Origin of the sequence: Roseovarius sp. M141 (assembly GCF_024355225.1) — a bacterium.
Classification (GTDB): domain Bacteria; phylum Pseudomonadota; class Alphaproteobacteria; order Rhodobacterales; family Rhodobacteraceae; genus Roseovarius.
The window spans coordinates 449,810-471,562 of the sequence record NZ_VCNH01000008.1; the positions used below are offsets into that span (position 1 = coordinate 449,810).

26 protein-coding genes and 1 pseudogene are annotated in these 21,753 nt (G+C 59.8%); 13 read left to right on the plus strand and 14 right to left on the minus strand.

The genetic code is table 11. The features are described from left to right. Nucleotides 1–58: 58 nt before the first annotated feature. From FGD77_RS06245 to FGD77_RS06270, 6 genes are all read right to left on the minus strand, one after another. Nucleotides 59–1,009 (minus strand): YihY/virulence factor BrkB family protein, encoded by a 951-nt coding sequence (locus tag FGD77_RS06245; protein WP_255007505.1) that lies wholly within the window; start codon nt 1,007–1,009, stop codon nt 59–61. Nucleotides 1,010–1,078: 69 nt separating this feature from the next. Then, complete coding sequence (locus FGD77_RS06250; protein ID WP_255007507.1) at nt 1,079–2,287, minus strand: DUF3618 domain-containing protein; 1,209 nt, start codon at nt 2,285–2,287, stop codon at nt 1,079–1,081. Further along, nucleotides 2,277–2,675, minus strand: coding sequence for a phage holin family protein (locus FGD77_RS06255; protein WP_255007509.1), 399 nt, complete (start codon nt 2,673–2,675; stop codon nt 2,277–2,279). The genes FGD77_RS06250 and FGD77_RS06255 overlap by 11 nt, the downstream gene beginning before the upstream one ends. Continuing rightward, nucleotides 2,672–3,235, minus strand: a complete 564-nt coding sequence (locus FGD77_RS06260) for a hypothetical protein (protein ID WP_255007511.1) — start codon at nt 3,233–3,235, stop codon at nt 2,672–2,674. Before FGD77_RS06260 ends, FGD77_RS06255 begins: the two co-directional genes overlap by 4 nt. A 330-nt stretch (nt 3,236–3,565) precedes the next feature. Continuing rightward, nucleotides 3,566–4,054: a ferritin-like domain-containing protein gene (locus FGD77_RS06265; RefSeq protein ID WP_255007513.1), complete on the minus strand. Its 489-nt coding sequence runs from the start codon at nt 4,052–4,054 to the stop codon at nt 3,566–3,568. A 410-nt stretch (nt 4,055–4,464) separates the two neighbouring features. After that, nucleotides 4,465–5,202: a Crp/Fnr family transcriptional regulator gene (locus tag FGD77_RS06270; protein ID WP_255007515.1), complete on the minus strand. Its 738-nt coding sequence runs from the start codon at nt 5,200–5,202 to the stop codon at nt 4,465–4,467. Nucleotides 5,203–5,397: 195 nt separating this feature from the next. Between FGD77_RS06270 and FGD77_RS06275 the strand changes: the two genes are divergently transcribed. The 3 genes from FGD77_RS06275 to FGD77_RS06285 are packed head-to-tail and all read left to right on the plus strand — an operon-like array spanning nt 5,398 to nt 6,477. Continuing rightward, on the plus strand, nt 5,398–6,072 hold the full coding sequence (locus FGD77_RS06275; protein ID WP_255007526.1) for a D-Ala-D-Ala carboxypeptidase family metallohydrolase: 675 nt from the start codon (nt 5,398–5,400) through the stop codon (nt 6,070–6,072). Then, entirely contained in the window at nt 6,072–6,323 is a 252-nt protein-coding gene (locus tag FGD77_RS06280; RefSeq protein WP_255007529.1) for a hypothetical protein, read from the plus strand. The genes FGD77_RS06275 and FGD77_RS06280 overlap by 1 nt, the downstream gene beginning before the upstream one ends. Before the next feature lie 7 nt (nt 6,324–6,330). Continuing rightward, a complete protein-coding gene (locus tag FGD77_RS06285) occupies nt 6,331–6,477 on the plus strand; it encodes a hypothetical protein (RefSeq protein ID WP_255007530.1) in 147 nt (48 codons plus the stop codon). Between the two features lie 607 nt (nt 6,478–7,084). Here the strand turns inward: FGD77_RS06285 and FGD77_RS06290 are convergent. Then, a complete protein-coding gene (locus FGD77_RS06290; protein WP_255007531.1) occupies nt 7,085–7,270 on the minus strand; it encodes a hypothetical protein in 186 nt (61 codons plus the stop codon). An 86-nt stretch (nt 7,271–7,356) separates the two neighbouring features. Then, complete coding sequence (locus tag FGD77_RS06295; RefSeq protein ID WP_255007532.1) at nt 7,357–8,550, minus strand: S8/S53 family peptidase; 1,194 nt, start codon at nt 8,548–8,550, stop codon at nt 7,357–7,359. Nucleotides 8,551–8,583: 33 nt separating this feature from the next. Between FGD77_RS06295 and FGD77_RS06300 the strand changes: the two genes are divergently transcribed. Next, complete coding sequence (locus tag FGD77_RS06300) at nt 8,584–8,958, plus strand: hypothetical protein (protein ID WP_255007533.1); 375 nt, start codon at nt 8,584–8,586, stop codon at nt 8,956–8,958. 788 nt (nt 8,959–9,746) lie between these two features. On the opposite strand, the gene FGD77_RS06305 is transcribed toward FGD77_RS06300, so the two are convergent. Next, nucleotides 9,747–10,067: a hypothetical protein gene (locus tag FGD77_RS06305; RefSeq protein WP_255007534.1), complete on the minus strand. Its 321-nt coding sequence runs from the start codon at nt 10,065–10,067 to the stop codon at nt 9,747–9,749. Nucleotides 10,068–10,107: 40 nt separating this feature from the next. Between FGD77_RS06305 and FGD77_RS06310 the strand changes: the two are divergent. The 8 genes and pseudogenes from FGD77_RS06310 to FGD77_RS06345 all read left to right on the plus strand — a co-directional run. Then, nucleotides 10,108–10,620 (plus strand): annotated as a pseudogene (locus tag FGD77_RS06310) (phage tail tube protein); the annotation flags it as partial. After that, nucleotides 10,621–11,058 (plus strand): hypothetical protein, encoded by a 438-nt coding sequence (locus tag FGD77_RS06315; protein ID WP_255007535.1) that lies wholly within the window; start codon nt 10,621–10,623, stop codon nt 11,056–11,058. It begins immediately after the preceding pseudogene. Between the two features lie 8 nt (nt 11,059–11,066). Next, the gene (locus FGD77_RS06320) at nt 11,067–11,297 is read left to right on the plus strand and encodes a hypothetical protein (RefSeq protein ID WP_255007539.1); all 231 of its coding nucleotides are present in this window, start codon (nt 11,067–11,069) and stop codon (nt 11,295–11,297) included. 173 nt (nt 11,298–11,470) lie between these two features. Continuing rightward, on the plus strand, nt 11,471–12,904 hold the full coding sequence (locus FGD77_RS06325) for a phage tail protein (protein ID WP_369682760.1): 1,434 nt from the start codon (nt 11,471–11,473) through the stop codon (nt 12,902–12,904). 10 nt (nt 12,905–12,914) lie between these two features. Next, entirely contained in the window at nt 12,915–13,991 is a 1,077-nt protein-coding gene (locus FGD77_RS06330; protein ID WP_255007540.1) for a DUF2793 domain-containing protein, read from the plus strand. A gap of 58 nt (nt 13,992–14,049) precedes the next feature. Next, nucleotides 14,050–14,358 carry a hypothetical protein gene (locus FGD77_RS06335; protein WP_255007541.1) on the plus strand — a complete coding sequence of 103 codons (309 nt, stop codon included), beginning with the start codon at nt 14,050–14,052 and terminating at the stop codon, nt 14,356–14,358. A gap of 70 nt (nt 14,359–14,428) precedes the next feature. Next, a complete protein-coding gene (locus FGD77_RS06340; RefSeq protein ID WP_255007542.1) occupies nt 14,429–15,103 on the plus strand; it encodes a D-Ala-D-Ala carboxypeptidase family metallohydrolase in 675 nt (224 codons plus the stop codon). Further along, entirely contained in the window at nt 15,103–15,354 is a 252-nt protein-coding gene (locus FGD77_RS06345; protein WP_255007543.1) for a hypothetical protein, read from the plus strand. The genes FGD77_RS06340 and FGD77_RS06345 overlap by 1 nt, the downstream gene beginning before the upstream one ends. 438 nt (nt 15,355–15,792) lie before the next feature. Here the strand turns inward: FGD77_RS06345 and FGD77_RS06355 are convergent, their stop codons facing one another. Further along, a complete protein-coding gene (locus FGD77_RS06355) occupies nt 15,793–16,752 on the minus strand; it encodes a helix-turn-helix domain-containing protein (protein ID WP_255014115.1) in 960 nt (319 codons plus the stop codon). Between the two features lie 73 nt (nt 16,753–16,825). Between FGD77_RS06355 and FGD77_RS06360 the strand changes: the two genes are divergently transcribed. Continuing rightward, nucleotides 16,826–17,614, plus strand: coding sequence for a class II aldolase/adducin family protein (locus tag FGD77_RS06360; RefSeq protein WP_255007545.1), 789 nt, complete (start codon nt 16,826–16,828; stop codon nt 17,612–17,614). Nucleotides 17,615–17,817: 203 nt separating this feature from the next. On the opposite strand, the gene FGD77_RS06365 is transcribed toward FGD77_RS06360, so the two are convergent. From FGD77_RS06365 to FGD77_RS06380, 4 genes are all read right to left on the minus strand, one after another. Beyond that, nucleotides 17,818–19,089: a Y-family DNA polymerase gene (locus FGD77_RS06365; protein ID WP_255007546.1), complete on the minus strand. Its 1,272-nt coding sequence runs from the start codon at nt 19,087–19,089 to the stop codon at nt 17,818–17,820. Continuing rightward, nucleotides 19,086–19,520, minus strand: coding sequence for a LexA family transcriptional regulator (locus FGD77_RS06370; protein ID WP_255007547.1), 435 nt, complete (start codon nt 19,518–19,520; stop codon nt 19,086–19,088). Before FGD77_RS06370 ends, FGD77_RS06365 begins: the two co-directional genes overlap by 4 nt. 84 nt (nt 19,521–19,604) lie before the next feature. Continuing rightward, a complete protein-coding gene (locus FGD77_RS06375; protein ID WP_255007548.1) occupies nt 19,605–20,282 on the minus strand; it encodes an SOS response-associated peptidase in 678 nt (225 codons plus the stop codon). Nucleotides 20,283–20,950: 668 nt separating this feature from the next. Continuing rightward, nucleotides 20,951–21,748, minus strand: a complete 798-nt coding sequence (locus FGD77_RS06380) for a hypothetical protein (protein ID WP_255007550.1) — start codon at nt 21,746–21,748, stop codon at nt 20,951–20,953. Nucleotides 21,749–21,753: the final 5 nt, after the last annotated feature.

Sequence of the window (21,753 nt, forward strand, 5' to 3'; positions counted from 1 at the left end):
TCCCAAGCGGCTGGCAGCACGTGGCATAAACCGGTCCCTGATCGGGCAGTTTTCCCGGTCAGGAAGCGCCCTTGGCAGCACCTAGATTGTCTGCCTTCTCTGCGCCCCGCGTTCCCATCGGCTCATCCGGTCCAACGGTCGTGTCGGCGGCTGTCTGCGCTTCCATTTCGGCGTTGAGCTCTGCACCCAGCAGCACGATAAAAGCAGAAATCCATAGCCACATGAGTAGAATTATGACCCCGGCCATACTCCCGAAGGACTCGTTGTAGCTGCCGAAATTGCTGACGTAGATAGAGAACCCTACAGAGGCGGCTATCCAGATGACGCAGGCCGCAATCGCGCCGGGTGACAACCATTTCCATTCGGCATCATCCCGGGATGGACCATAGCGATACAACACGGCTAGGCCGATTACGGTCATCAGTGCCAATATTACCCACCGGGATAGAGCCAGAATCGTCTCCAGCCAATCGGGAAGCGCGATGACGCCCAGCACTGTCGGCACCGCAAGTGCCGCAAGAAGGCCCAGAACCAAACCGATGATCAGAAATACGGTCAGCCCAAGTGTCCAAAGGGTCTTTTTGATAAATCCGCGTGTTTCCTCTTCGTCGTATGCAACGTTCAGACCCTCCATCAGACTGCCCATTCCCTTGGATGCAGAGTAGATTGCCAACAGCAAACCAATGATAAACGCGACACCGAGACCCGCCTGTTCAGAGCCTGCGACAGCGACTGCCTGATCAAGGATGATCTGTGCCGCTTCTTTCGGGATCATCTCTGTCAGCGACTCCAGCTGCGTCGTCACCTCCGCAGGCTCCAGAACTAGCCCACCAAGCGCCATAAGCGCCGTGATAGCTGGAAAGATTGCCAGCAACGCATAAAATGCCACTCCCGCAGCGATCAGCCCCACGTGATCCGAGGCCAACTCGTCCTTCACACGCAGAATGATGTCTTTCCATCCCCTTGCCGGAATTTCCGTCGGTGTTTCGGCGTTTCTGCCACGGGCCATTTGTTCTCTCCTGCAAATCGGTCAGCCCGCACTTTGCGCGCGGGCTGACAGGTTCGGTTCAGTTCACGCCTACGACTTCTTCACATCACCCACGTTCTGTTTCTTGGCTTCGGATTCCGCAGCGTCGACAATGCGTTGACCTGCAGATTTCGCTTTGTCAGCGACCGCTTGAGCCGCCGTGTTTGCCGGGGCGGCATCATCAACGTCGTCTTTGGCTTCGCTGACAATGTTTTTGGCTTCATCCGTGGCAGCCTTTGCGACCTTGCCGAGTTTTTGTTTTTCTTCCTCGAAGATCCGTTCCGCCTCGTCCATCAGCTGATCGCTCGTCTCTCCCAGGTACTGATCTTCCACCCGACTGCGTGGCAACGCCGCACCCAAAGCCGCGCCAAGAGCGACAGCAAGCGCACCGGCAATGAGCGGCTGTTCTTCAAAGATATCGGTAGCGCGGTCGCGTCCCTGACGGGCGTAAGATGCCGCAGCATCACGCGCCTCTATGGCGCTCTCGCGCGCGGCAATCACGCGGTTGCGCGCCTCTTCCGTCAGGTTTTCAGTGCCTTCGGCCAAGCGTTCGCGCAAGGCTGCAGCCCGTTCAGATGCGGACGAGGCAATATTCTGGGCGCTGTCAGCTACGGATTTTCCGGCATCTGCTACTGCATCTGCCGCACCTTTTGCGGTGTCAGCAACTGTCGATCCCGCATTACGTGCGGTTTCAGCAGCGCTTGATGCTGCACCGGAAACGCTGTCACCGGCACCGGACGCCGCGTCACGGACCTTGCTTCCCACACCTTGCCGATCATCATCACCAGTCGTCCGCGCCCACGACGGGGTATACTCATGACTTCCATAACGACCGGAATAATATGATTTTGAAATATCCGCCGGTTGTGAACCCATCGTCCGACCTTGTGGGGCGGATGCTGCAGGGCTGCGCTGATCGGTGCGGCCAACATGATCATGATCATGACGATCATCATCATAACCGGACCCGCCAAAACGGCGATCACGATCATAGCGGTCGCGTCCGCCGGACTTGTCGCCCATCATCAGCCAGGCAAGGCCGACCCCGGTCAAGGCCAGCGCAACCGGGTTACGTTTGACCGCCTCTGACACGGACCGTCCGATGTCGCCGCCATGTTCGCGGAATTGGTCCGAAACTTGCCGCGCAACATGCTCAACCGAGAACCTGTCCTGGAGATCGTCCAGCGTATCCGTCAAACCGGCGCGTTCACGTTCGATATCGCGTTCGATCTCTTCGGGGCTGCGTGTATCATTTGTCATCGTAAACCTCCTTTACGGCCTGCGCATCGCGCTTTACGTTCTTAGCCGTCCGCGAAGGCGCAAGACTGCTGAGTTTCAGATCGTTCGTTCCCTTGTTGAGCATCACGTAAGCAATGATCGCAAAGATCACTCCTACGATCAGCGCCGACCAGCCCGCAGGGACACCCGCTTCGGTCAGCGCCGCGACCAGCGCTGCGGACAGGACGTTGAGGGCGGTCAGGGCCAAGACGACAGCGCCAAGGATAAGTCCGATGGCGGCCCCCGCGCTCTTGAGGTTTTCGTTTACCTCGGCACGGGCCAGATCGACCTCACTACGCACAAGAGAGCTGACATGCGTGAGTGCATCACCGAGCAGACCTCCGGTGGATTTGTTTGGATCGGTGGTCATACTTTATTCCCTTCATGAGAAGTTGTGACTGCAGGGCTTTGCACGCTGCCTGCACTTGCGATGTCAGAGCGGCCAGGGGCAGCAGGACGATCCATTCGGCGCGCTTGCTGACCGTAGCCTGTCCTGCTGGAAGAGCTGCCGCTGGACGCCTTTGCAAACCGTGTCGCCGCAAAACCGATCAAGGCGGCAGAGCCGAGAAAGACCATCGGATTGCGCTTGGCAAAGTCGGTGACGGCTCCCACCATCTCGCCCAGATCCTTGTCGCGCATGGCATCAGACGCATCGGCCAGACCTTCGGCTATTTGGCTGAACGTCCGCTCCTGTGGAGAACCGCTGCGCATTTCTTCCGCCGCAGTTCGCAAGGCTGAGGCGACGCCTTTTACCTCATCGGCTGCAGCGTCCTTAGCCTGACCCGCGTAATTTCCGGCTTCGGTCGCGACCGTATCAGCGACGCCCTGCGCCCGCGCTTTCGCTTCTTCCGTTACAGTGGTGGCCACTTCTTCGGCCTTCTCACCAATAGGTTTTTGATTGCCAGATTTGGCGTTGTCCGTATTTGTCATGATAAACTCCTTAGGTTAGAAGACCAGATTGAGAACCGCGAGAACGACCACGATCAGGCCGATGAGATAGATGATGCCGTGCATTGTGATTTCTCCTGATTGTTCAACTTTCTGTTACGGAAGATTTAACCGCGTAATTGCTCTCAAGTTCCCGAGGTGCCTGTCCTGCCCCCCTTTTTTCCAATGCTTCGTATATCTCGCTTGGTTGCGAGAGCGGGTGGTCGACTTTGTTAAGTGGTCGTTGGAGGCAGCCATATTTCCCGCCCTCCAATTGGAATTTTCTGTAAAATGGCGAGGCAAAAATTCAGCCTCACCATCAGGCCGCTGCGCTCACTCCTTGGCGTCGACGTTCCTGGACCGTTCGGCAAGTTCAGTCATGAATTCGTCAGACCCATAGATCCTGTCGAGCGCGCCATCGAGCTTCTGCACAGCACCATCCAATCCGAGCGCCTCCGCGAAGGCCTTGGTCGTGCCAAAACCGGCAATCCCGTAGTGACACAGGCGCTGATATTGCGCGATAATCGCAACATCGAGCGCGGCGCCGCTCATGTCGCTATCGAGCGCGTGTTTGCGGGCCTCTTTCACGAGCCCTTCCATGCCCTTGCAATGCTCCTTCTTCACTTCTGCATCGGTGTTTTCGAGAAGGGATTTCAGAAGACGGGTGTGCTGATCAATCCCGTTCTTGGCTGAGCTCAGCCGGTCGGCCAGCTTGCTGTCGGACGCCTTGTCAGCCATGGCCGACACCACGTCCGACATCTGGTCATTCGCGGACCAGAGATCCTGAAGCTCTTCGATATAGAGGTCTTTCAAGGTAGTCATTTTAGGCTCCTTTCGCAGTCGGCATTTCCGACGCATTGGTTTGAGTGGTTGCAGGCATGCCGCCCCTCACGGCCCTGACAGGCTTGAAAGTCGGGGTCAGGGCGATCTGAATGACAGGGATCATCGCGCAAATGACTATGCCGACATCCGGAACGATAGCTGCCAGAATCAGCATGATACAGACTACGAAAGGCCAAAGTTTCATTGTTCACCCCCAGGCGTTAAATGCGATAGTAGTACTTATAATCAGCAGCTTGCAGAGTTATTACATCATCAAAGGAGCACCCACTTCACTTGCCGTTTAGTTCCCGCGCACATGCAGCCATGCAAGCGGCGCATCCGCTGATACTCTTAGAATGCGCGATATGACCGAACCGGGCTTGCAACTGGATTGAATCAGTCCGGTGCCCCTAGTCCTGCGGAAACCATGAGGTATCCATGTCGGCATATCGATCGTGAAAATCCGTGAGTGCGATCATCGCATCCTCCCTAAGGATCCGGAGGCGATTCTGATCGCGATGAATGTAGCCGTCCTCTTCCATGCGGATGAATGTCTTGCTGATGTATACATTGGTCAGCCCAAGATAATCGGCAATCTGGCTCTGGGTCATCGGCAGGCGGATCGTATCGGTCATATCCTGATTGGTGATCCGCAGCCGCGCGATCAGGTCCAGCAGCATGTAGCTGACCCGTTCCTGCGCGCTCATCCGGCCCATTGCCCGCAACACATCAATGAGAACAACCTGGTCTCGCAGTGCAATCGACAGCAAAAGCGCCGAGAGCTTCGGAGATTTCCTGAGAATTTCGTCGAGCGACGATTTTGGAAACGGACACAGGCACACCTCTTCGACGGTGCGCAATGTGGTCGTGGCGTGCTTGAGAGCGACATCGGGAAAGCCGACGATGTCGCCGGGGTGATGGATCTTGACGATCTGGCGGCGGCCATCGGGCAGATCGGTATAGCTGAAGGCCCAGCCATGCTTCACGACATAGAGGTCCTTGTTCTCGTCGCCCCCCTGATACACCTCTTGTCCGGCATCGAAATTCCGCTCTGCCTTTTCGAGCGTGGCCAGCCTTGCGCGATCCGCCTCGGACATGGATACGTAATGCGACAGTTTCGTGACGAGGCAACTGGATGTGCTGGACATGTCGACCTTTCTATTTGTTGCCTCGGATATGAAGCCAGTCAAAGATGTTGAGAACTACGAAGATCAGCGCCGAGATGAACGCCGCCTCTTTCAGGAAGCGTTTCAGCGCGGCCGGAGCGACTGACCGGCGAAAACACCAACGAATCTGCCATCCACCCCGCCCAAGAGGCGGGTTTTGCATTTCTGGAGACCGACATGCCAACCACGACCTATGCCCATTTCCGCGACGTGCCCGAGAGCGCTTGGCGCTGGCCCAGTTTTTCGCCCGCCGAGATCGCCTGCCACGGCACCGGTGCGATCAAGATCAACACCGAAGCCATGGACATGCTGCAGACCCTGCGCAACCGGCTCGGCAAGCCGCTGATCGTACGTTCAGGCTATCGCAGCCCCGCCCACAACCGCGCGGTTGGCGGGGCCCCGGCCTCCAAGCACATGCTGGGCACCGCGTTCGACATCGCGATGTCGAACCATGATCCCGCCACGTTTGCCGAGGCAGCCCGCGCCGTGGGCTTTCTTGGATTTGGCACCTATCCCCGATCGGGCTTCATGCACATCGATCTCGGCCCGGCGCGGTCCTGGGGCGAACCGTTCCCCGCACGCGCCACGCCCTTCGTAGCGGAAGTACCGCCCGCGCGTGAGGTTCTGGCCGAAAGCCGCACTCTGAAAGGCGGCGGCGCGGCCGGGGTAGCGACAATCGGTGCCGCCGGTGTGGAGGTCGCACAGGATGTCCTGGCAGAGACCCAATCCGCCATCCTGCCGCTGGTGCCTTACCTCGATACCCTGCGCTGGGTGTTCATCACCGTGGCGCTGATTGGTATCGCCGTCGCTATCCACGCCCGGATGGATGACTGGAAACGGGGGCAGCGGTGATGGGCTGGATCACCGCGATCCTCGCCAGCGGCCCGGCACGCAATGCGCTGGGCCTGTTTCTGGCCGCCACCACCATCGCCCTGTTCCTGCTCAATCTCCGCCGCGCGGGTGAGCGTACTGGGCGGTTGGCGGAACGTTTGCAAACATCGGAGACAACCCATGACGTCCAACGCCGGATGCTTGAGGCTGCCAGCCGTCGCCCCCCTGATCGCGGTGCTTTGGTTGAGCGGCTGCGCGACGGACGGTTCTAACGCAGACATGTTATGTCCGCCCGTAGTGTCCTACAGCGCCGCCGACCAGGCGCGCACCGCTGCCGAGGTGGCTACCCTGCCGGAGGGTGCGGTAGTGATCCGGATGCTGAGCGATTACGCCGTCCTGCGCGATCAGGCGCGGGCGTGCGGGTGAAGAATGGGCCGGGCAAGTGCCCAGCGGGAAGCGCCTGACGCCTCGACCGCAACGTCACGCCCGGCCCGTTTCACGGATTCACGGTTTCAAAGAACGACAGCGAATCGCTGTGCGGCCATGATGGCATGCGATCTCGTCCTCTGTCGCGCGCCGAAATGGGCACAATTGTGAACCTCTGGCGGATCGAGAGTCGTGCTTGGCTATTCTGCGATCGACCTTCGATCGGGGCAAATTACCGACACTCGCTGCGCCAAAAACCAAGGTTTGCTGAGCGGACAATGTGCGTTTTCGCTGCGGTTGACACCAAGATCGGTTCTCGTATCGCATCACTGTGGACGACGATGTCCTTCATTCTCCCGGGATATGAATGCCGGGTCCAGTTCGCGGATGAATGCAGTGCCGCAGACCTCCATGCACGCCCGGCTGGCGTGATCGTTCGACATGACTACTTGCCGGAGGCTTGTCCGGAGACGTCAATGGAAAGACGCAACCGAAGCTTGGGTCACGGGGCTGCGAGAGACGAGTAGACGTCTAACAATCTGAAGTAATGGGTCTTCGAAGAGATGCGGGCATCACCCAAGCGAAAGATGCGAGAGGCGCGCCGAGATCACGCTCCCGAAGCGGTGACTCCTGAAAACGCCTTGGCCTTCGGCGTTTGCATGAAGGCGAAGGCATCGCCGAGATCCCGCTTGAGGCTGGCCAGCCCTTCTTCAGTCGTCTCAACCGACGCGTAGCGGCCGCGTCCATAAATGTTGAGAATCTTGACGTGAGGATGCCGTTCGATGGCCTGCATCGTTACGGGTTCCGCATTCAGCGGTCGACGCGAATCACTTCGCCGCAATCTAACCGTTACACGCATCAATTGTCTCATCCATCTGCTTATTCCTTTGATGATAGCGGGTTTGGCGGTCGAGGCAAACCCCAACCTTGCCGATCTTCTGACATTCCCAAGTTGGTGCAGAGTTTCCGTAGCCGCTCCATCCAATCTTCCTCGCCGTCGTGCCTATCCGAATCGGGGCTGATGGTGGTCCTGTCAAGGAAAGGGGCGATCGCGCCCAGAACGATGGGGCAGGCGTAGGACGTGCCATAATACTCCATAAACTGATTATCTTCGACCCGCATGACGATGGCCATTCCCGGCCCCACAACATTCAGTCCTGGACCGCTTGCCGTGTCGTAATAGTGGAATATGGGCTGCCCTTCCGGAAGATGCCCAAACGCCCCATCGATGTCCCTGCTGGTCGTGTCATAGGCTGCGAGAATCGTGCCCTCGGGGGCCAGTCCGGACGGCCCAATCGCGCCGACGCCGACGACGGAGGCCAAGGCGGCGGGAAAGGCCACGTCTTTGCTCTGGTCGTTGCCAACGGCTGCAAAGATCCGTGTGCCGTTCGCCTCCACGGCTTCAACGGCATCGACAAAGTTATCCTCGAAGTCGGGACGCGCCTCCGGGTCCACGCAGAAGGAGCCGCCGGAGATATTGATAAAATCGACGCCAACCACTTTGGCCAAAGTCTCTATCGCTGGTGCGATTTTTGTAAAGTCCCAACCTGCACCGGCCAATGAGACATCGACGAGATACATGTCCGCGTCGGGAAGGAGACCCCGGTCCGGCCCATCGGCCCGCGCACCGAGAAGGCGGCAGACCCTCTGCCCGTGCGACGTAGGAGGCAAATCCTCCATCCCGACATCATTACCATCGGTGTCAATTATCCGCACATGCGACAGGCTCCCCTCGGGGCGGAACGGGATGTCGATGACCCCGACCTTTAGGCGGCCTGCCGCGGAGCAGCCTTTGATCGTCCCAGCTGTCATCATGGCGCGCCACCATGAGGTAGACAGGTCGATCTGCATCGACGGGCAGATGGGTGACGCCCGCGCGGTGTGTGGTGGCAGGTGGCAATAAGTTGACCAGTGCCCGTCAGACGGCATCAAGTGGATAAGGCGGGTTCCGAGATGAACCATGAAGCGGCCATCTTTGAAAACAAAACAGTGTTCCTGACCATCAGGGTCCGTATAATCCACGATGCCAGATATGGGTAAGCCGTGCTCGTTCCGGCAATCTATCTCGATCACTGCTATTCGTCCTCTCCCATGGAGTCTGAACATATGACACAAAATATTTCCGAAATGGAAGCTTTAGAGCAGCTCGGCCAAGCGTTGGCGGATGCCGGGTGGTCCCCGGCGCCCCCGTATGCGGAACCTTTCGATAAGCGCGATTCCGCCGAGCCCGCTCAGTCGCGCTGGCGAGCGATGAGCTTTCTGAAGGAATACGATCCGAAGATCCGCGCGGCGATCTGCGATGGAACGACGGTGAAACCCGAGATCATCGCCGGGGGAACGACCGTGGCCTTGGTGGCGCAATGGTTGTCGACGACGGGCGGCTTCCCAATTCCGGTCGCGATGATCGCCAACGCTCTGGTGATCCTGGGCCTGACGAAGTTCTGCAGGATGCCGCCCAAGGCAAAGTCAGAAGCGGGTTAGGTTGGGCAGGATGGCTCCGGACCGGGGGCGCCGAGGCTGCGCGTCCCTTCAGGACGACGGACGCTATCGTAGAGCCACGCCGCTTTTGTGCCTCGCCTGAAGGCAACCCGAGGAGCCGGACCGAAGCGCTCGTGGCGCGAACTAAAATACCATTGGCCGACGCCTGTGCCGTCGAGTGGAACCGATCAAGCATTACGGTAGGCCTTATTGGCAGGTCTAAGAATGCCTCAACTGGCGGATCTTGTATCATACGTAGCACTGGGCTGTAATTGCAGCGGTCCACCTTAGCCGCCATTCGCCGCGCCTCGTCGACGGGGCAGATTGGGCTCCGGCACTAAATCGCTCCGCGATAGGGCGCTTGTTTCTGGCGTTGCGCGGAGTAGAGATGTGTTTCGCGATTTGAGATGTTGGGTGTGTGCTGTTGATCGAGGTGATTTTGCCTCGGTTGACAGAGGGCTTTCCCATGAACAATCAGCATTCGACATCAATAATGGCTCCGCATTGCCGAGCTGATCGTTGTTCGCATCTACTGCGAAGAGCTGGCGCATGGCGGCAACCGGCATGGTGTTTGAGTAAAGGTTGCACATGGCAGATCTTAACGCGATTTTTGGGGATCGTCACGAGACAAGGCGCGCCTGCCTTGCTTGATTAACTGCGAGTCGCGTTTCTTTGCACGCGGCGGCCTGTCACTGCCCGCTTATGCACGCTGGTGCGGTTTTTCTGTTCCGGTGTTGATGTGGCGTTGATGTAAACCGGACAAGCAAAAGCCCGACTGATTAGGTCGGGCTTTAAGCTTTTGATTTAGCGCTGTTATTTGGTTGCGGGAGGGCGAATTGGACTTTGGCGAACTTTTCTGGAGGCCGAACGTGGCGTGGGCTGATGGGTGGTGTCTTGCCGTTGTTCAATGCATCTCGGATTGCTTGTTTGCGGCGTTCGCCTCGCACAAGGTTCAAAGGCGCGAACCAGACACCTACGCTATCCTGCGCCGCCTCGTAGTCCTTGATCAACGGATGGATCGAGGGCTGCAACACGCTGCATTCCACGCCGTATTTTTGAACCGTAGCACGCGGCATGATGACCGCGTGAATGTGATAGGCTTGCTCATCCAAATCGGCGCGGGCATGGATGACATCATCGCCGAAGTGTTCCTTGCTGACCGCGACGGCGCGGCTGGTGGCGCAGGGCGAGGCCGCGGGCACGACGACCAGCGCGGGAACCGCCGCTGCGTTGGAACTGAAGCGCTTCGGGCATTTCAACGGGGCGATCACGCGGAATGGCTCGGCCCTCGGCAATGTGGTCTCGGCCGACATCACCTATGCCAACAACCTCGACCGGATCGAAACCATCCGCTCGGACGGCCGCATCGACGGCGCGGACCCGTCCATTGCGGCTCTGACCGGCTCCATCGAGGTCCGGTTCGCCGATCAGACGCTGGTGACACAGGCGATCAATGGCGATCCTTGCGAGCTCAAGTTTGCCTACGTCTTGCCGTCTGGTGAGAGTTTCACCTTTACCGTGCACGCCGTCTACCTGCCACGCCCCCGGATCGAGATTTCCGGGCCTCAGGGCGTGCAGGCCACTTTCGACTGGCAAGCCGCGCGCGACAGCACGGTCGACCGGATGTGCACCGCAACCCTGATCAACGACATCGAGGAATATTAGATGCTGACGCTCGATCTGACGAATGAACCACGCTGGCATGACCTTGTGCCCGGTGTGCGGGTACAACTGCGCCCGCTGACCACGGCGCTGATGGTGGCGACCCGCAGCGATCCTGCCGTGGAGGAGGTGCCCGGAAAGGCATCGGACGAGGAACGCGCGGTTGCCTTCGCCAAGGCGCTGGCGCGGCGGGCGGTCCTCTCCTGGGAGGGCATCGGTGATGCTGACGGCAACGCGATCGACCCGAGTCCCGACGCCATCGACGCGCTTCTCGACATCTGGCCGATCTTTGAAGCCTTCCAGCTGACCTACGTTTCAAAAGGCCTGCTGCTGGAAAATGAAAAAAACGTCTCCGCGTCCTTGCCGAGTGGTCCTTCGGCGGGGGCGAGCGCTACTGCCAAGCGTGCGAAGCGACCTGCGAAGACTGCCCGGCGCGGCTGAACCAGCCTTTGACATTTGAGGGCTGGCAGGTCTGGGACCTTGTCGGCCGTCTTGGTGGCCAGCTCCGCGTGCTGCCCGGCGCGGTGATCGGCTGGGACATGACGGCTGCGCTGGCTCTCGGGGGCGCCCTAGGCATCCCGCCTCCGGCCATGGCCGAACTGCTGCCCGTGATCGAGGCGGTGATGGTGGCAAAACTCAACGAACAGATGGAGCAATCCCATGGCGGAAAAACGGGTTAGCGTCCGCCTTGCGGCGGTCGGCGGAAGGCAGGTGCGCGCCGAACTTGAAGGTGTCGGCGAGGCCGGATCGCGTGGCTTCGGCCGTCTCAGCCGTGAGATGGAAGCGGCGAACGCCCGGATGGCGGCCTTCTCGCGCCGGGTCAAAGTCGCTGCGGCCGCCGCCGTTGGCCAGCGTGACCCACGACGATCTTGTTTCCGCTCGCGACGGCGATGTGCTGGAACTGACGCGCGGCCAGGAGACCGAACTGCCGCAGGCCCTGAAATGGCAGGTGGCGCGGGCCGACGAGGACTACGACGCCGCCCTTGTCGAGGCGCGCCGCATCACCGTGGACACGACCCGGATTGCCTCGGAGAGTTTTCCCATGGCGGTCCCGCCCGAGGAGGCTGAACGGCGGTGCCGCCGCGCGCTCATGGAAGCATGGACCGGGCGGGAAACAGCTGCATTCCGCCTGCCTCCCTCGCGGCTGGGCCTTGATCCAGCGGATGTCGTGACGCTGCAACACGACGGGCGGCAGAGTGGCCTGCGGCTCGTTTCCATTGCCGACGCAGAGGCGCGAGGCATCGAGGCGGTGCATCAGGACCGGGCAGCCTACGATATGCCGCCCGGATCGCCACGTCCGTCGTCGCTCTTGAGCCCTGTCGTGTTCGGCGCGCCCGAAGCAGTTCTGCTGGACCTGCCGCAGCTGACCGAGGACCAATCGGCCCATCGCCCAATGGTCGCAGCGCACGCGGTTCCTTGGCCGGGAGAGATGGCGGTGTTCCGCAGCCCCTCGACCGACAGTTTTGAGCTGCTGACCAGTTTTGGCGGCCGGGCGCGGATCGGGAATCTGGTCTCTGATTTCCATTCCGGGCCCACATCACGGTTCGATCTCGGCAATACGCTCGTCGTTGACCTGCTCTCTGGTACGCTGGAAAGTGTCACGGACCTGACGCTGTTCGGCGGGGCCAATGCCATCGCCGTCGAGAGTGCCCCCGGCATCTGGGAAATCGTGCAAGCGGGCGCTGCCGAGTTGATCGCGCCGGGCCGCTATCGCCTGACGCGTCTGCTGCGTGGCCAGCGGGGCACGGAGGCGGCCATGGCCAACCCGGCTCCGGCAGGCACGCGAATTGTGGTGCTGGACGCAAGCCTTGCCTCGCTGCCGATCGCCGAGGCTGATCTCGGGCTTCCGTGGAACTGGCGCATCGGTCCCGCGAGCCGGTCTTTCAGTGATGAAACCTATGTCGCTGCCAGCTTCACGCCGATTGGCGCTGGGCTCCGGCCATTCTCCGTCGTTCATGTCGAGCAGCCGTGGCGACGACCGCGTACGCCAGGCGATCTGACGATCCGCTGGGCACGGCGGTCCCGCGCGCTTTCGGCTGCCAGCTGGGGCGCGGTGGAAGTGCCGCTGATCGAGGAAGTCGAAGCCTATGAGGTCGAGATCGTCGATGGGGCGACCAACAAACGCACGCTGACCACCTCGACACCCAACGTCATCTATACCGGCGCCGACCAAACGGCTGATTGGGGCGCGCTTCTGGGCCCGGGCGACGGGCTCGACATTCGCATCTACCAGCTCTCCGCCCTGATCGGGCGAGGCGCGGCCAAGACCGTCACACTGGCATTCTGAAAGGACCACCATGTCCGACGCTACGACCAACCTGGCTCTGCCCTACATCCTGGCGGCGCAGGCCCAGAAGCACGTCACCCACAACGAGGCGCTGCGGTTGCTCGATGGGCTTGTGCAACTCTCGGTTCTCGACCGCGATCTGACCGCGCCGCCCGGTTCTCCGGATGACGGTGAGCGTTACATCGTCGCCTCGGGTGCCACCAGCGACTGGGCAGGATGGGATCAGAATGTTGCGCTGTTCACTGACGGAGCCTGGCTGCGTCTGCCACCGCGCACCGGCTGGCGGGCGTGGGTCGAGGACGAGGGCTTGCTGCTCGTCTACGACGGGGCGACATGGGTCGGGACGACACCCGAGGCGCTACAGAATCTCGCACTGCTGGGCGTCGGCACCACCGCTGACGCCGCCAACCCGTTCTCGGCCAAGCTGAACGCCGCGCTCTGGACGGCGAAGACCTTGGCCGAGGGCGGCACCGGCGATCTTTTCTACACCATGAACAAGGAGGCGGCGGGCGACGATCTCGGCCTGACTCTGCAGACTGGCTTCGTGACTAAGGCGCTGCTGGGGCTGTTCGGCTCCGACAAGTTCCGCCTCGCAGTCTCGCCCGACGGCAGTACGTTCTTCGACGGTATCATCGTCGACAATACGAGCGGCATTGCCGACCAGCCGCGACTACCCCGTTTCAAGGCCTATACCGATTACGACAACTATGTCGGCGTCGGCACCTGGACAAAGATCGGCCTGAACAACACCGACTACAATGATCAGGGTGGGTTCGATGCCGGGACAAGCCTCTTCACCGCGCCCGTCGACGGGACATACCTCCTCGGCGCGACGTTGCTCTTCAAGGTCAATTCCAGCACCTCGGCCCGGATGCGCGGACGGCTGGTGCTGAACGGCATCACGGAAATCCGGGGCTCGTTCGGCGAGAGCTCGGCCACCCATGTTTCGCTGGCGACTGCCATCTGGCTCCAGACCATGGTGCCACTGAGCGCAGGCGATACCGTCGAATTGCAGGGCTATTTCCGCGCGCAGGACGGCTACTTCGCGGCCGAGCACACGTCCTTCTGGGGCTTCAAGGTCGGCTGACCGGATGTGACCAGCCGCCGTTTTGCAGGCGCATCACGATCGTTCAAAGGAAATCACCATGACAGAACGTAACTCCCTCGTGCAGGAAGTCGCCGCGACCTTGCGCGACCACGGCATCACTGCCGCCATCACAGCGCTGATCGGTGGCACCATCGCGCTGCTGGCCGCCGTTTCGCGCAGGGCGTTCACCAATGACGCAATGCTGTCCCGGTTGGACCGCGAGCTTCTGGCCGAACGCGACCGCGTCGATCGCCAGCGCGCCGAGGACCGCAAGGGCGACGCCGACCGGCTGGAGCGGATCGAGACCGACATCCGGGCCATGCGTGATCTAATGTTCGAAGCGTTTCAGCGCGGCCGCAGCGACTGACCAACGATCACACCGACAAACCTGCCACCGACCCGCCCAGAAGGCGGGTTACGCATTTCTGGAGACCGATATGCCAACCACGACATATGCCCATTTCCGCGACGTACCTGAGAGCGCCTGGCGCTGGCCGAACTTCTCTCCCGCCGAGATCGCCAGTCGCCGCGAAGGCGCGATCAAGATCAACACCGAGGCCATGGACAAGCTGCAGACCCTGCGCAACCGGCTTGGCAAGCCGCTGATCGTGCGCTCGGCCTACCGCAGCCCGGCTCACAACCGCGCCGTGGGCGGAGCGCCGCGCTCCAAGCACATGCTGGGCACCGCGTTCGATATCGCCATGTCGAACCATGATCCGGCTGCATTCGCCGAGGCCGCTCGTGCTGTGGGGTTTCTGGGCTTCGGCACCTATCCTCGTTCAGGCTTCATGCATATCGATCTCGGGCCCGCGCGGTCCTGGGGCGAACCGTTCCCCGCACGCGCCACGCCCTTCGTGCCAGAAGTGCCGCCCGCGCGTGAGGTGCTGGCCGAGAGCCGCACCCTGAAAGGCGGCGGCGCGGCAGGGGTGGCGACCGTTGGTGCTGCCGGTGTCGAGGTCGCTCAAGAGGTCCTAGCAGAAACCCAATCCGCCATCCTGCCGCTGGTGCCCTACCTCGACACCCTGCGCTGGGTGTTCATCATCGTGGCCCTGATCGGTATCGCCGTCGCCATCCACGCCCGGATCGACGACTGGAAACGGGGGCAGCGGTGATGGGCTGGATCACCGCGACCCTCGTCAGCGGCCCGGCGCGCAGGGCGCTGGGTTTGCTTTTGGCCGTCACCACCATCGCCCTGTTCCTGCTGAACCTCCGCCGCGCGGGTGAGCGCACAGGGCGGCTGGCGGAGCGTCTTTCAAACTCGGAGAAGACCGATGAAATTCAGCGCCAGATGCTCGATGCCGCCAGCCGTCGTCCCGCTGATCGCGATGCTCTGGTTGAGCGGCTGCGCGACGGTCAGTTCTGACGCGCGCGCGCCATGTCCGCCCGTAGTGCCCTACAGCGCAACCGACCAGGCGCGCGCCGCTGCCGAGTTGGCTACCCTGCCGGAGGGCGCGGTCGTGATCCGGATGCTCAGCGACTACGCCGTGATGCGCGATCAGGCGCGGGCGTGCAGGTGAAAAGGGGCCGGGCAATTGCTTGCGGGAAGCGCCTGACGCCTCGACCGCAACGTCACGCCCGGCCTGTTTCAAGGATTCACAGTTTCAAAGAACGGCAGCGAGTCGCTGCGCGGACATGATGGCATGCGACCTCGTCCACTGTCGCGCGCCGAAATGGGCACAATTGTGCACCCCTGGCGAATCGGGAGTGGTGCTTGCCTATCCTGCGATCGACCTTTCATTCGGGCTTTTTTGACCTTCGCTGCGCCAAATACTAAGGCCTGCTGAGCGGACAAATCGGACGCTCATTGTCGCGTCCTTGAGTTCTGCGCTCTAATCTGGCTGGGTGGGCAACCAAACTGGGTGCGACAGGCGCGCGAGAAACTGGACACGGATTCAAATCCGCATTTGATCGCAATCTCGCTCACGCGCATCAATGAATTGGCCAACATGTTATGGGCAACGTCCAGCCGAATTTTGCGGTAGTATGACGAAGGTGTCTGGTCGTAGGCCACCATGCAACGTCGCCGCAACTGCTTTGCAGACTGACCCAATTCACGACATATCTCCCGTATTGAAATCGGCTGTGACATGTTCTCCATCATAAGGTGGTGCATTCTCATCAGCAGCGGGTCATTGCCAATGAAACTGCGTTGTGGCGTGTCGCCGCTTCTCGGTCGGCCATGGATTATGCTTGTCGATGCCGCTTCGGCGAGGGGTGCGTCCACATCCCGCGCAATCCATGCCAAGATCGCGTCTCCGGTGGCCGTGCCTCCGGCTGCGGTCAGTCGCTGATTGTCGAGGCAGTATATCTGATTTGTAACCGCAATTTCTGGCCATCGCTCGCGGAAAGCGGCTTCCGCCTCGTAATGCAAAACAGCTCGATGGCCATTCAGCAACCCCAGTTCGGCAAGAATCACAGTTCCGGTGTCCACACCGCCGATGACGCATGTTTTTGTTGCTGCACGGGACGAATAGGCACGGACGCGCGCGGTGAGGTGATCCAGTGGCCGATAGCCAGCACAGAACAAGATCAAGTCGGCTTTGGGCGTATCGGTCCACTCAAGGCTATCGGGGGTGATCAAGGCTCCGTTCGATGCGTGAATGGAGGCGTTAGTGGCTGTGCGGGTTTGCCAGGTAAACCGCCTTTGCCCCAGGCATTTGTTGGCAACGCGCAGGGTTTCCGTTGCGAGCACATAGGCCAGCATTTGGAATTCGGGGAAAAGGACAAAAGACACATGCGGCACAAGGGGAGTTTTCGGCACAATCAAGGGCGTTTCAAGTCAAATCTACCGCGCGCGGGATGCTATCCTGTGCAAGAACACAAGGAGTGCGACCATGAACATTCAGACCCCACAGCCCAATGGGCAGCGACCAGCCAATTGCAGTGACGCCGAGTGGCAAGCGCGCTGCGAGCTTGCGGCGATTTACAACGCTCTTGTGAAGTACCGTTTGACGGATACGACCAACCAATGGCACGCCCTGCGCGTGCCAGGCGAAGAAGCGCTTCTGACGCACCACTATGGCTGGATGCATGAGGAGGTCACGGCTTCAAATCTGATCAAGGTGGGCTTTGATCGCACCAATCATAACCCCGAGAACGGTGCGCCCAATCCATCGGCAACTGAAATCGGGAAGCTTTTCTTCGAAGCCAACCCCGAGATGAATTGCATCATGCATATTCACACAAAGGCGATCATGGGAGTTTCGGCCCAGAAAGAGGGGCTCCAGCCGCTCAGCCAAGCGTACCTCATGATCGGCGGCGGTGACGTGATCGGGTATACTGATTACGAGTTCGAATGCACGGATGACTTTCTGTCAGGGCTTCTTAACGCCGGAATGGGCAAGAAAGCCATCATCGAAGCCTGGCATGGGGCCTTTGTGTTTGGAGCGACGGCGGGCGAAGCCTTCTTCCGATCCTTCTACCTTGATCAGGCCTGTGCTGTGCAGCTTGAAGTGCAAATGTCAGCTGCTGGGGGTGCTACCATCCGCGCCATCCCTGAAAGGGAAATTCAGCGCCACCTGTCCGACATGGCCGTCAGCGACTGGTACGGGTACGAAGGTGAGTTGGAGTGGCTTGCCATTCGGCGCAGGCTGGATGTCGAAGCTCCTCATTATACAATCTAACGGCGGGGCGGCCCAATTGAACAGGGGGCGCTTTGGCGTGCCTTCGTCTCGTTGGTTTGCTGAATGATGGCGAACGCTCAAGCTCTGCGCGGCTAAGGTAAATTTAGGCTCAAAGCGATCCTCGCGAAGGTTTTTGCATCAGCTGCAGAACGCGACTATCAACGCATCGGGAAGGGAGCATGCAGTGATGCGCTGACCGCTATTTACCGAACCACCGGCAGATCGGAAAGCCGCGTGGTATAGCGAGGGCTTCTATGGTCAGAACGCAGCTTCCATGAACGTTTCATCCCCTCACTTGCCAGTACCATCGTCTTCTTCCCGAAGCGATCATTCACTTGATCGAGCGCGGTCATTAGCGCCTGCGACTTTGGGTTCTGCGCATCGAACAGCGTCAACGGCCGATCCTCAAACCGCAGGAGATCGTCCAGCAAAATCCCCGCCTTGGTGAAGCCGAAGGCTCTGCTTTGGTCTTTCGGCCATGCTGCCTGCGCGCATCGCCGAGCTGCATCGACAAGATCGAAGGTGTCCGACGACATCGGCGTCATGCGGGTGGTGCGGGACCCCGCATATTGTGGTCGATCCATGCGGTGCCGGTTGGTGTGAAAAAACACGGTCAGCGTTCCAGCAACCAGGCCATGCTGGCGCAGCTTTTCAGCCGCGCGGGTCGCATGAGCGGTGAGCGCCTGAAACAGCGTGTCGAAGTCTGTCATTGGCGTTCCGGCCGAGCGGGTGACGGCCATGCCTTTGCGCTGTGGCTCCACCTCATCAAAGGATAGGCATGGCTCCCCCTGCAGTTCCAGCACGGTGCGTTCGAGAACAACCGTGCCGAGGCTGCGGGCTTGCCTGAGAGGCATGTCTCGCAACTCAGCTGCGGTGCGGATGCCGAGGCCGTGCAACTTTTTCTCTGTCTGACGCCCGACACCCCAGAGGTCGCCCACCGGCACCATGGGCAACAACCAGTCAGCCAGAGTGTCATCCATCATGTCCAGCACGCCTGCGAAGATCGGGTTCCTCTTGGCAATGTCGTTCGCACATTTCGCCAGTGTCTTGGTTGGCGCGATCCCGACACGGACCGGCACGCCAATGCGCCGTAGCACCGCCGCGCGCATAGCGCGGGCGTGGGCCGTGCGGTCCTTAAAGCCGTAAAAGTCGAGAAAGCACTCATCTATCGAGTAGATTTCCACATTCGGTGTGAAGTCTTCATAGACCTCGACCACCCGCCGGGAAATATCCCCGTAGAGCGTGTAGTTGGAACTGAACACGCGCACGCCATGCGCCTCAACCTTATCTCGGATCAAATGCAGCGGCTCGCCCATCCTGATCCCGAGCGCCTTTGCCTCATCACTGCGCGCCACGGCGCAACCATCATTGTTCGACAGGACGATGACCGGCACGTTTTTCAGAGTCGGATCAAAGATTCGCTCGGCGCTCACATAGAAGTTTGCGCTGTCGCTGATCGCGATAGGCCGCTTCATGCCAGATCATAGCGGCGCACGACTCCTGCGATCACGCCCCATATCTCGCTGTCTTCCGTCAACTCAATGTCCGGAAAGTGTTCGCGGCTGTTGGCCGGAGCGAGGTAATATCTGCCCTCACGCTTACGCAGGATCTTCGCCGTCACCGCCCCTTCCACCACGGCCAGGACCGCGCGCCCGACGCGCCGTTTCCCAGCGCGGTCCACCGCAATGATGTCGCCGTCCCGGATGCCCACGTCCCACAGGCAATCGCCTTCAACGCGCCACCAGAAGGTCGAGGCCGGATGCCGCACCACCCAGGCCATCGGGTCGATCTCATCTTCCAGATCATCTCCCGCAGGCGACGGGAACCCCGCACTGGCGGGCATGCTGACGAGGCGCATTGGGAAACCGTTGGCAATGACAGGCTGGCGGACGCGGTGCAGTGGCATGAGAATCCTTGCGAGTTCTTCTTTTGTTCTCCATCTGCGATAGAGCCCCCGCGTGTCAAGACCGATCGGATTTCTCGACCGAAATTACAGACCGCCCTTGTCGGATTTCAGGCCTTCGCCGCTTTGATGAATGACCATGGATTCAGCCGGAAATGGCCGTAACAGAGCAAAGGCTGGTTCCGGCCGACCTGTCAGCCACTCCTCGTAGTCTTCCGGATGCAGGATCACAGGCATCCGGTCCGGGTGGGTATCCCGCACCAGCTCATTCGGCGTTGTCGTCACCATTGATGAGGTGACCATCTCGCGGTGCTCACCGCCGTAATTGCCGTTGAATGCGCGCCAGACACCCGCAAAGGCGAAGGGCGGCCGGTTGCCCTCGCCTGTCACGCCAAACCAGACATAGGTGGCCGGGTTGCGACCCTTGGCCTCGCAGAAGCTCGTCGCTGGGATCAGGCACCGGCGCTCGACAAAGCTCGTCTTCCAGAAGGGCGACGTTCGCAGCTTGTCGTCTCGCGCGTTGTTCACGGCCTTCGGCTGAATCGGCTTGCCGGTCTTTTTTGAGACCTGGGGCAGCACAAAACCCCAATGCGTATTTCGTAGGGCGCGCTGACCATCATCAGTCAGAGCAACGACAGGAGCGTTTCCCTTCGGGAAGATCGCAGGCAACGGCTCCGCATTGCCGAGCTGATCGTTGCTCGCATCAACTGCGAACAGCTGGCGCATGGCGGCAACCGGCATGGTGTTTGAGTAAAGATTGCACATGGCAGATCGTAACTCGATTATTGGGGGATCGTCACGAGACAACGTGCACCCGCCTTGCTTGATTATCAGCTAGTCGCGTTTCTTTGCACGCGGTGGCCTGTCGCTGCCCGCTTATGCACGCTGGTGCGGTTTTTCTGGTCCGGTGTTGATGTGGCGTTGATGTAAACCGCACAAGCAAAAGCCCGACTGATTAAGTCGGGCTTTAAGCTTTTGATTTAGTGCTGTTTTTTGGTTGCGGGAGTAGGATTTGAACCTACGACCTTCAGGTTATGAGCCGATAATGAAACGATTCCAATAGCTTATATATTTCAGCAACTTACGCGCCAAGCCTTTGATTCCGCGCATTTTCTACTCCGACGACCACCGACATTGACCGGGTTTCATCGTCACCGACCGCGTCAAAACGACGTAGGCGGGTTGAGGTGGCGTTGAGGTGGCCGATCCCGTGCTCGCTGGATCACAATCGCGAACGGCCTTTTCCAGAGTCTCACAGGAAATTCGGCAAAGATCCGGAACCAGCCCCAAAATAGATCGCTATCATCGCTATCACAGCAGCAGGCTGGCTGGGTGGTTCATACAGGTCAGGGCGGAAAGAAAAGTTGCGACACAGTTCCGAGCGGTGGCTACATCAGCGGACAGCCATCGGCCGCACCTTCCTGCTCCCCGTATCAGAATCCGCAATTTTCTCGAATCTCGTCCCATTCGGAGGAGAGTTTTGGATTGAACGACTTGAAAACCTTGCTTGATATGGGGATTGCCGCCACCGCCTTGGTGGTCTCGTAGAACGCAAACTGCTTTATCACTTGGGCACGTCTGGAATCATCCCAGAAACTCTTGTTCCAGGCGAAGATGTCTCGGAACCTTTCGAACGCTTCCTCGCTACGCCGACGCAGAAACTCTAGGCGCAGCCACCGTGCGACAACTTCTTCGCTGAATACCACCCCCGCCGCCAGCTCGATCATTCCAAGATCCACGCGCCGCGTCAGAAGTAGAAATAGGTAGATCGCAAGGTAGACGGCAGAAACGGTCCTCGTCTTCGCGAGCATCCGACGTGCCAATTCCTTCGTAAAGAACGCGCTTTCCATGCAGTTCGCAGCTAAGCACGGGACAGGGTCAGATAGATCGTTATTGTAGTAGCCGATTGTTACTTCGTGTGAGAGTGGCACACCGAATGCATTTGACAGTATGTTCGTTCGACGCGCGTCTTCTGCGCGTGGCAAGAAATACAGCCTGTGCATGACGCCTTGCACAAACAATGTGACCGACAGGGTTAGGAATAACGATTGTAGCCCATCGCTTAATAGCTCCGCGAATCTCTTTCCAATGAATACCGCAACCCAAGGCTCGCTGATGAAGAACATTGCGATTGACAGCGGAATTCCTAACCAGAAGAGAACGCCTCCAACAGTCTCGGAAATTCGTACGGGGGCGTAGAACTTCTCGCCCACTGTATCTTTCTCTGCCATGACCG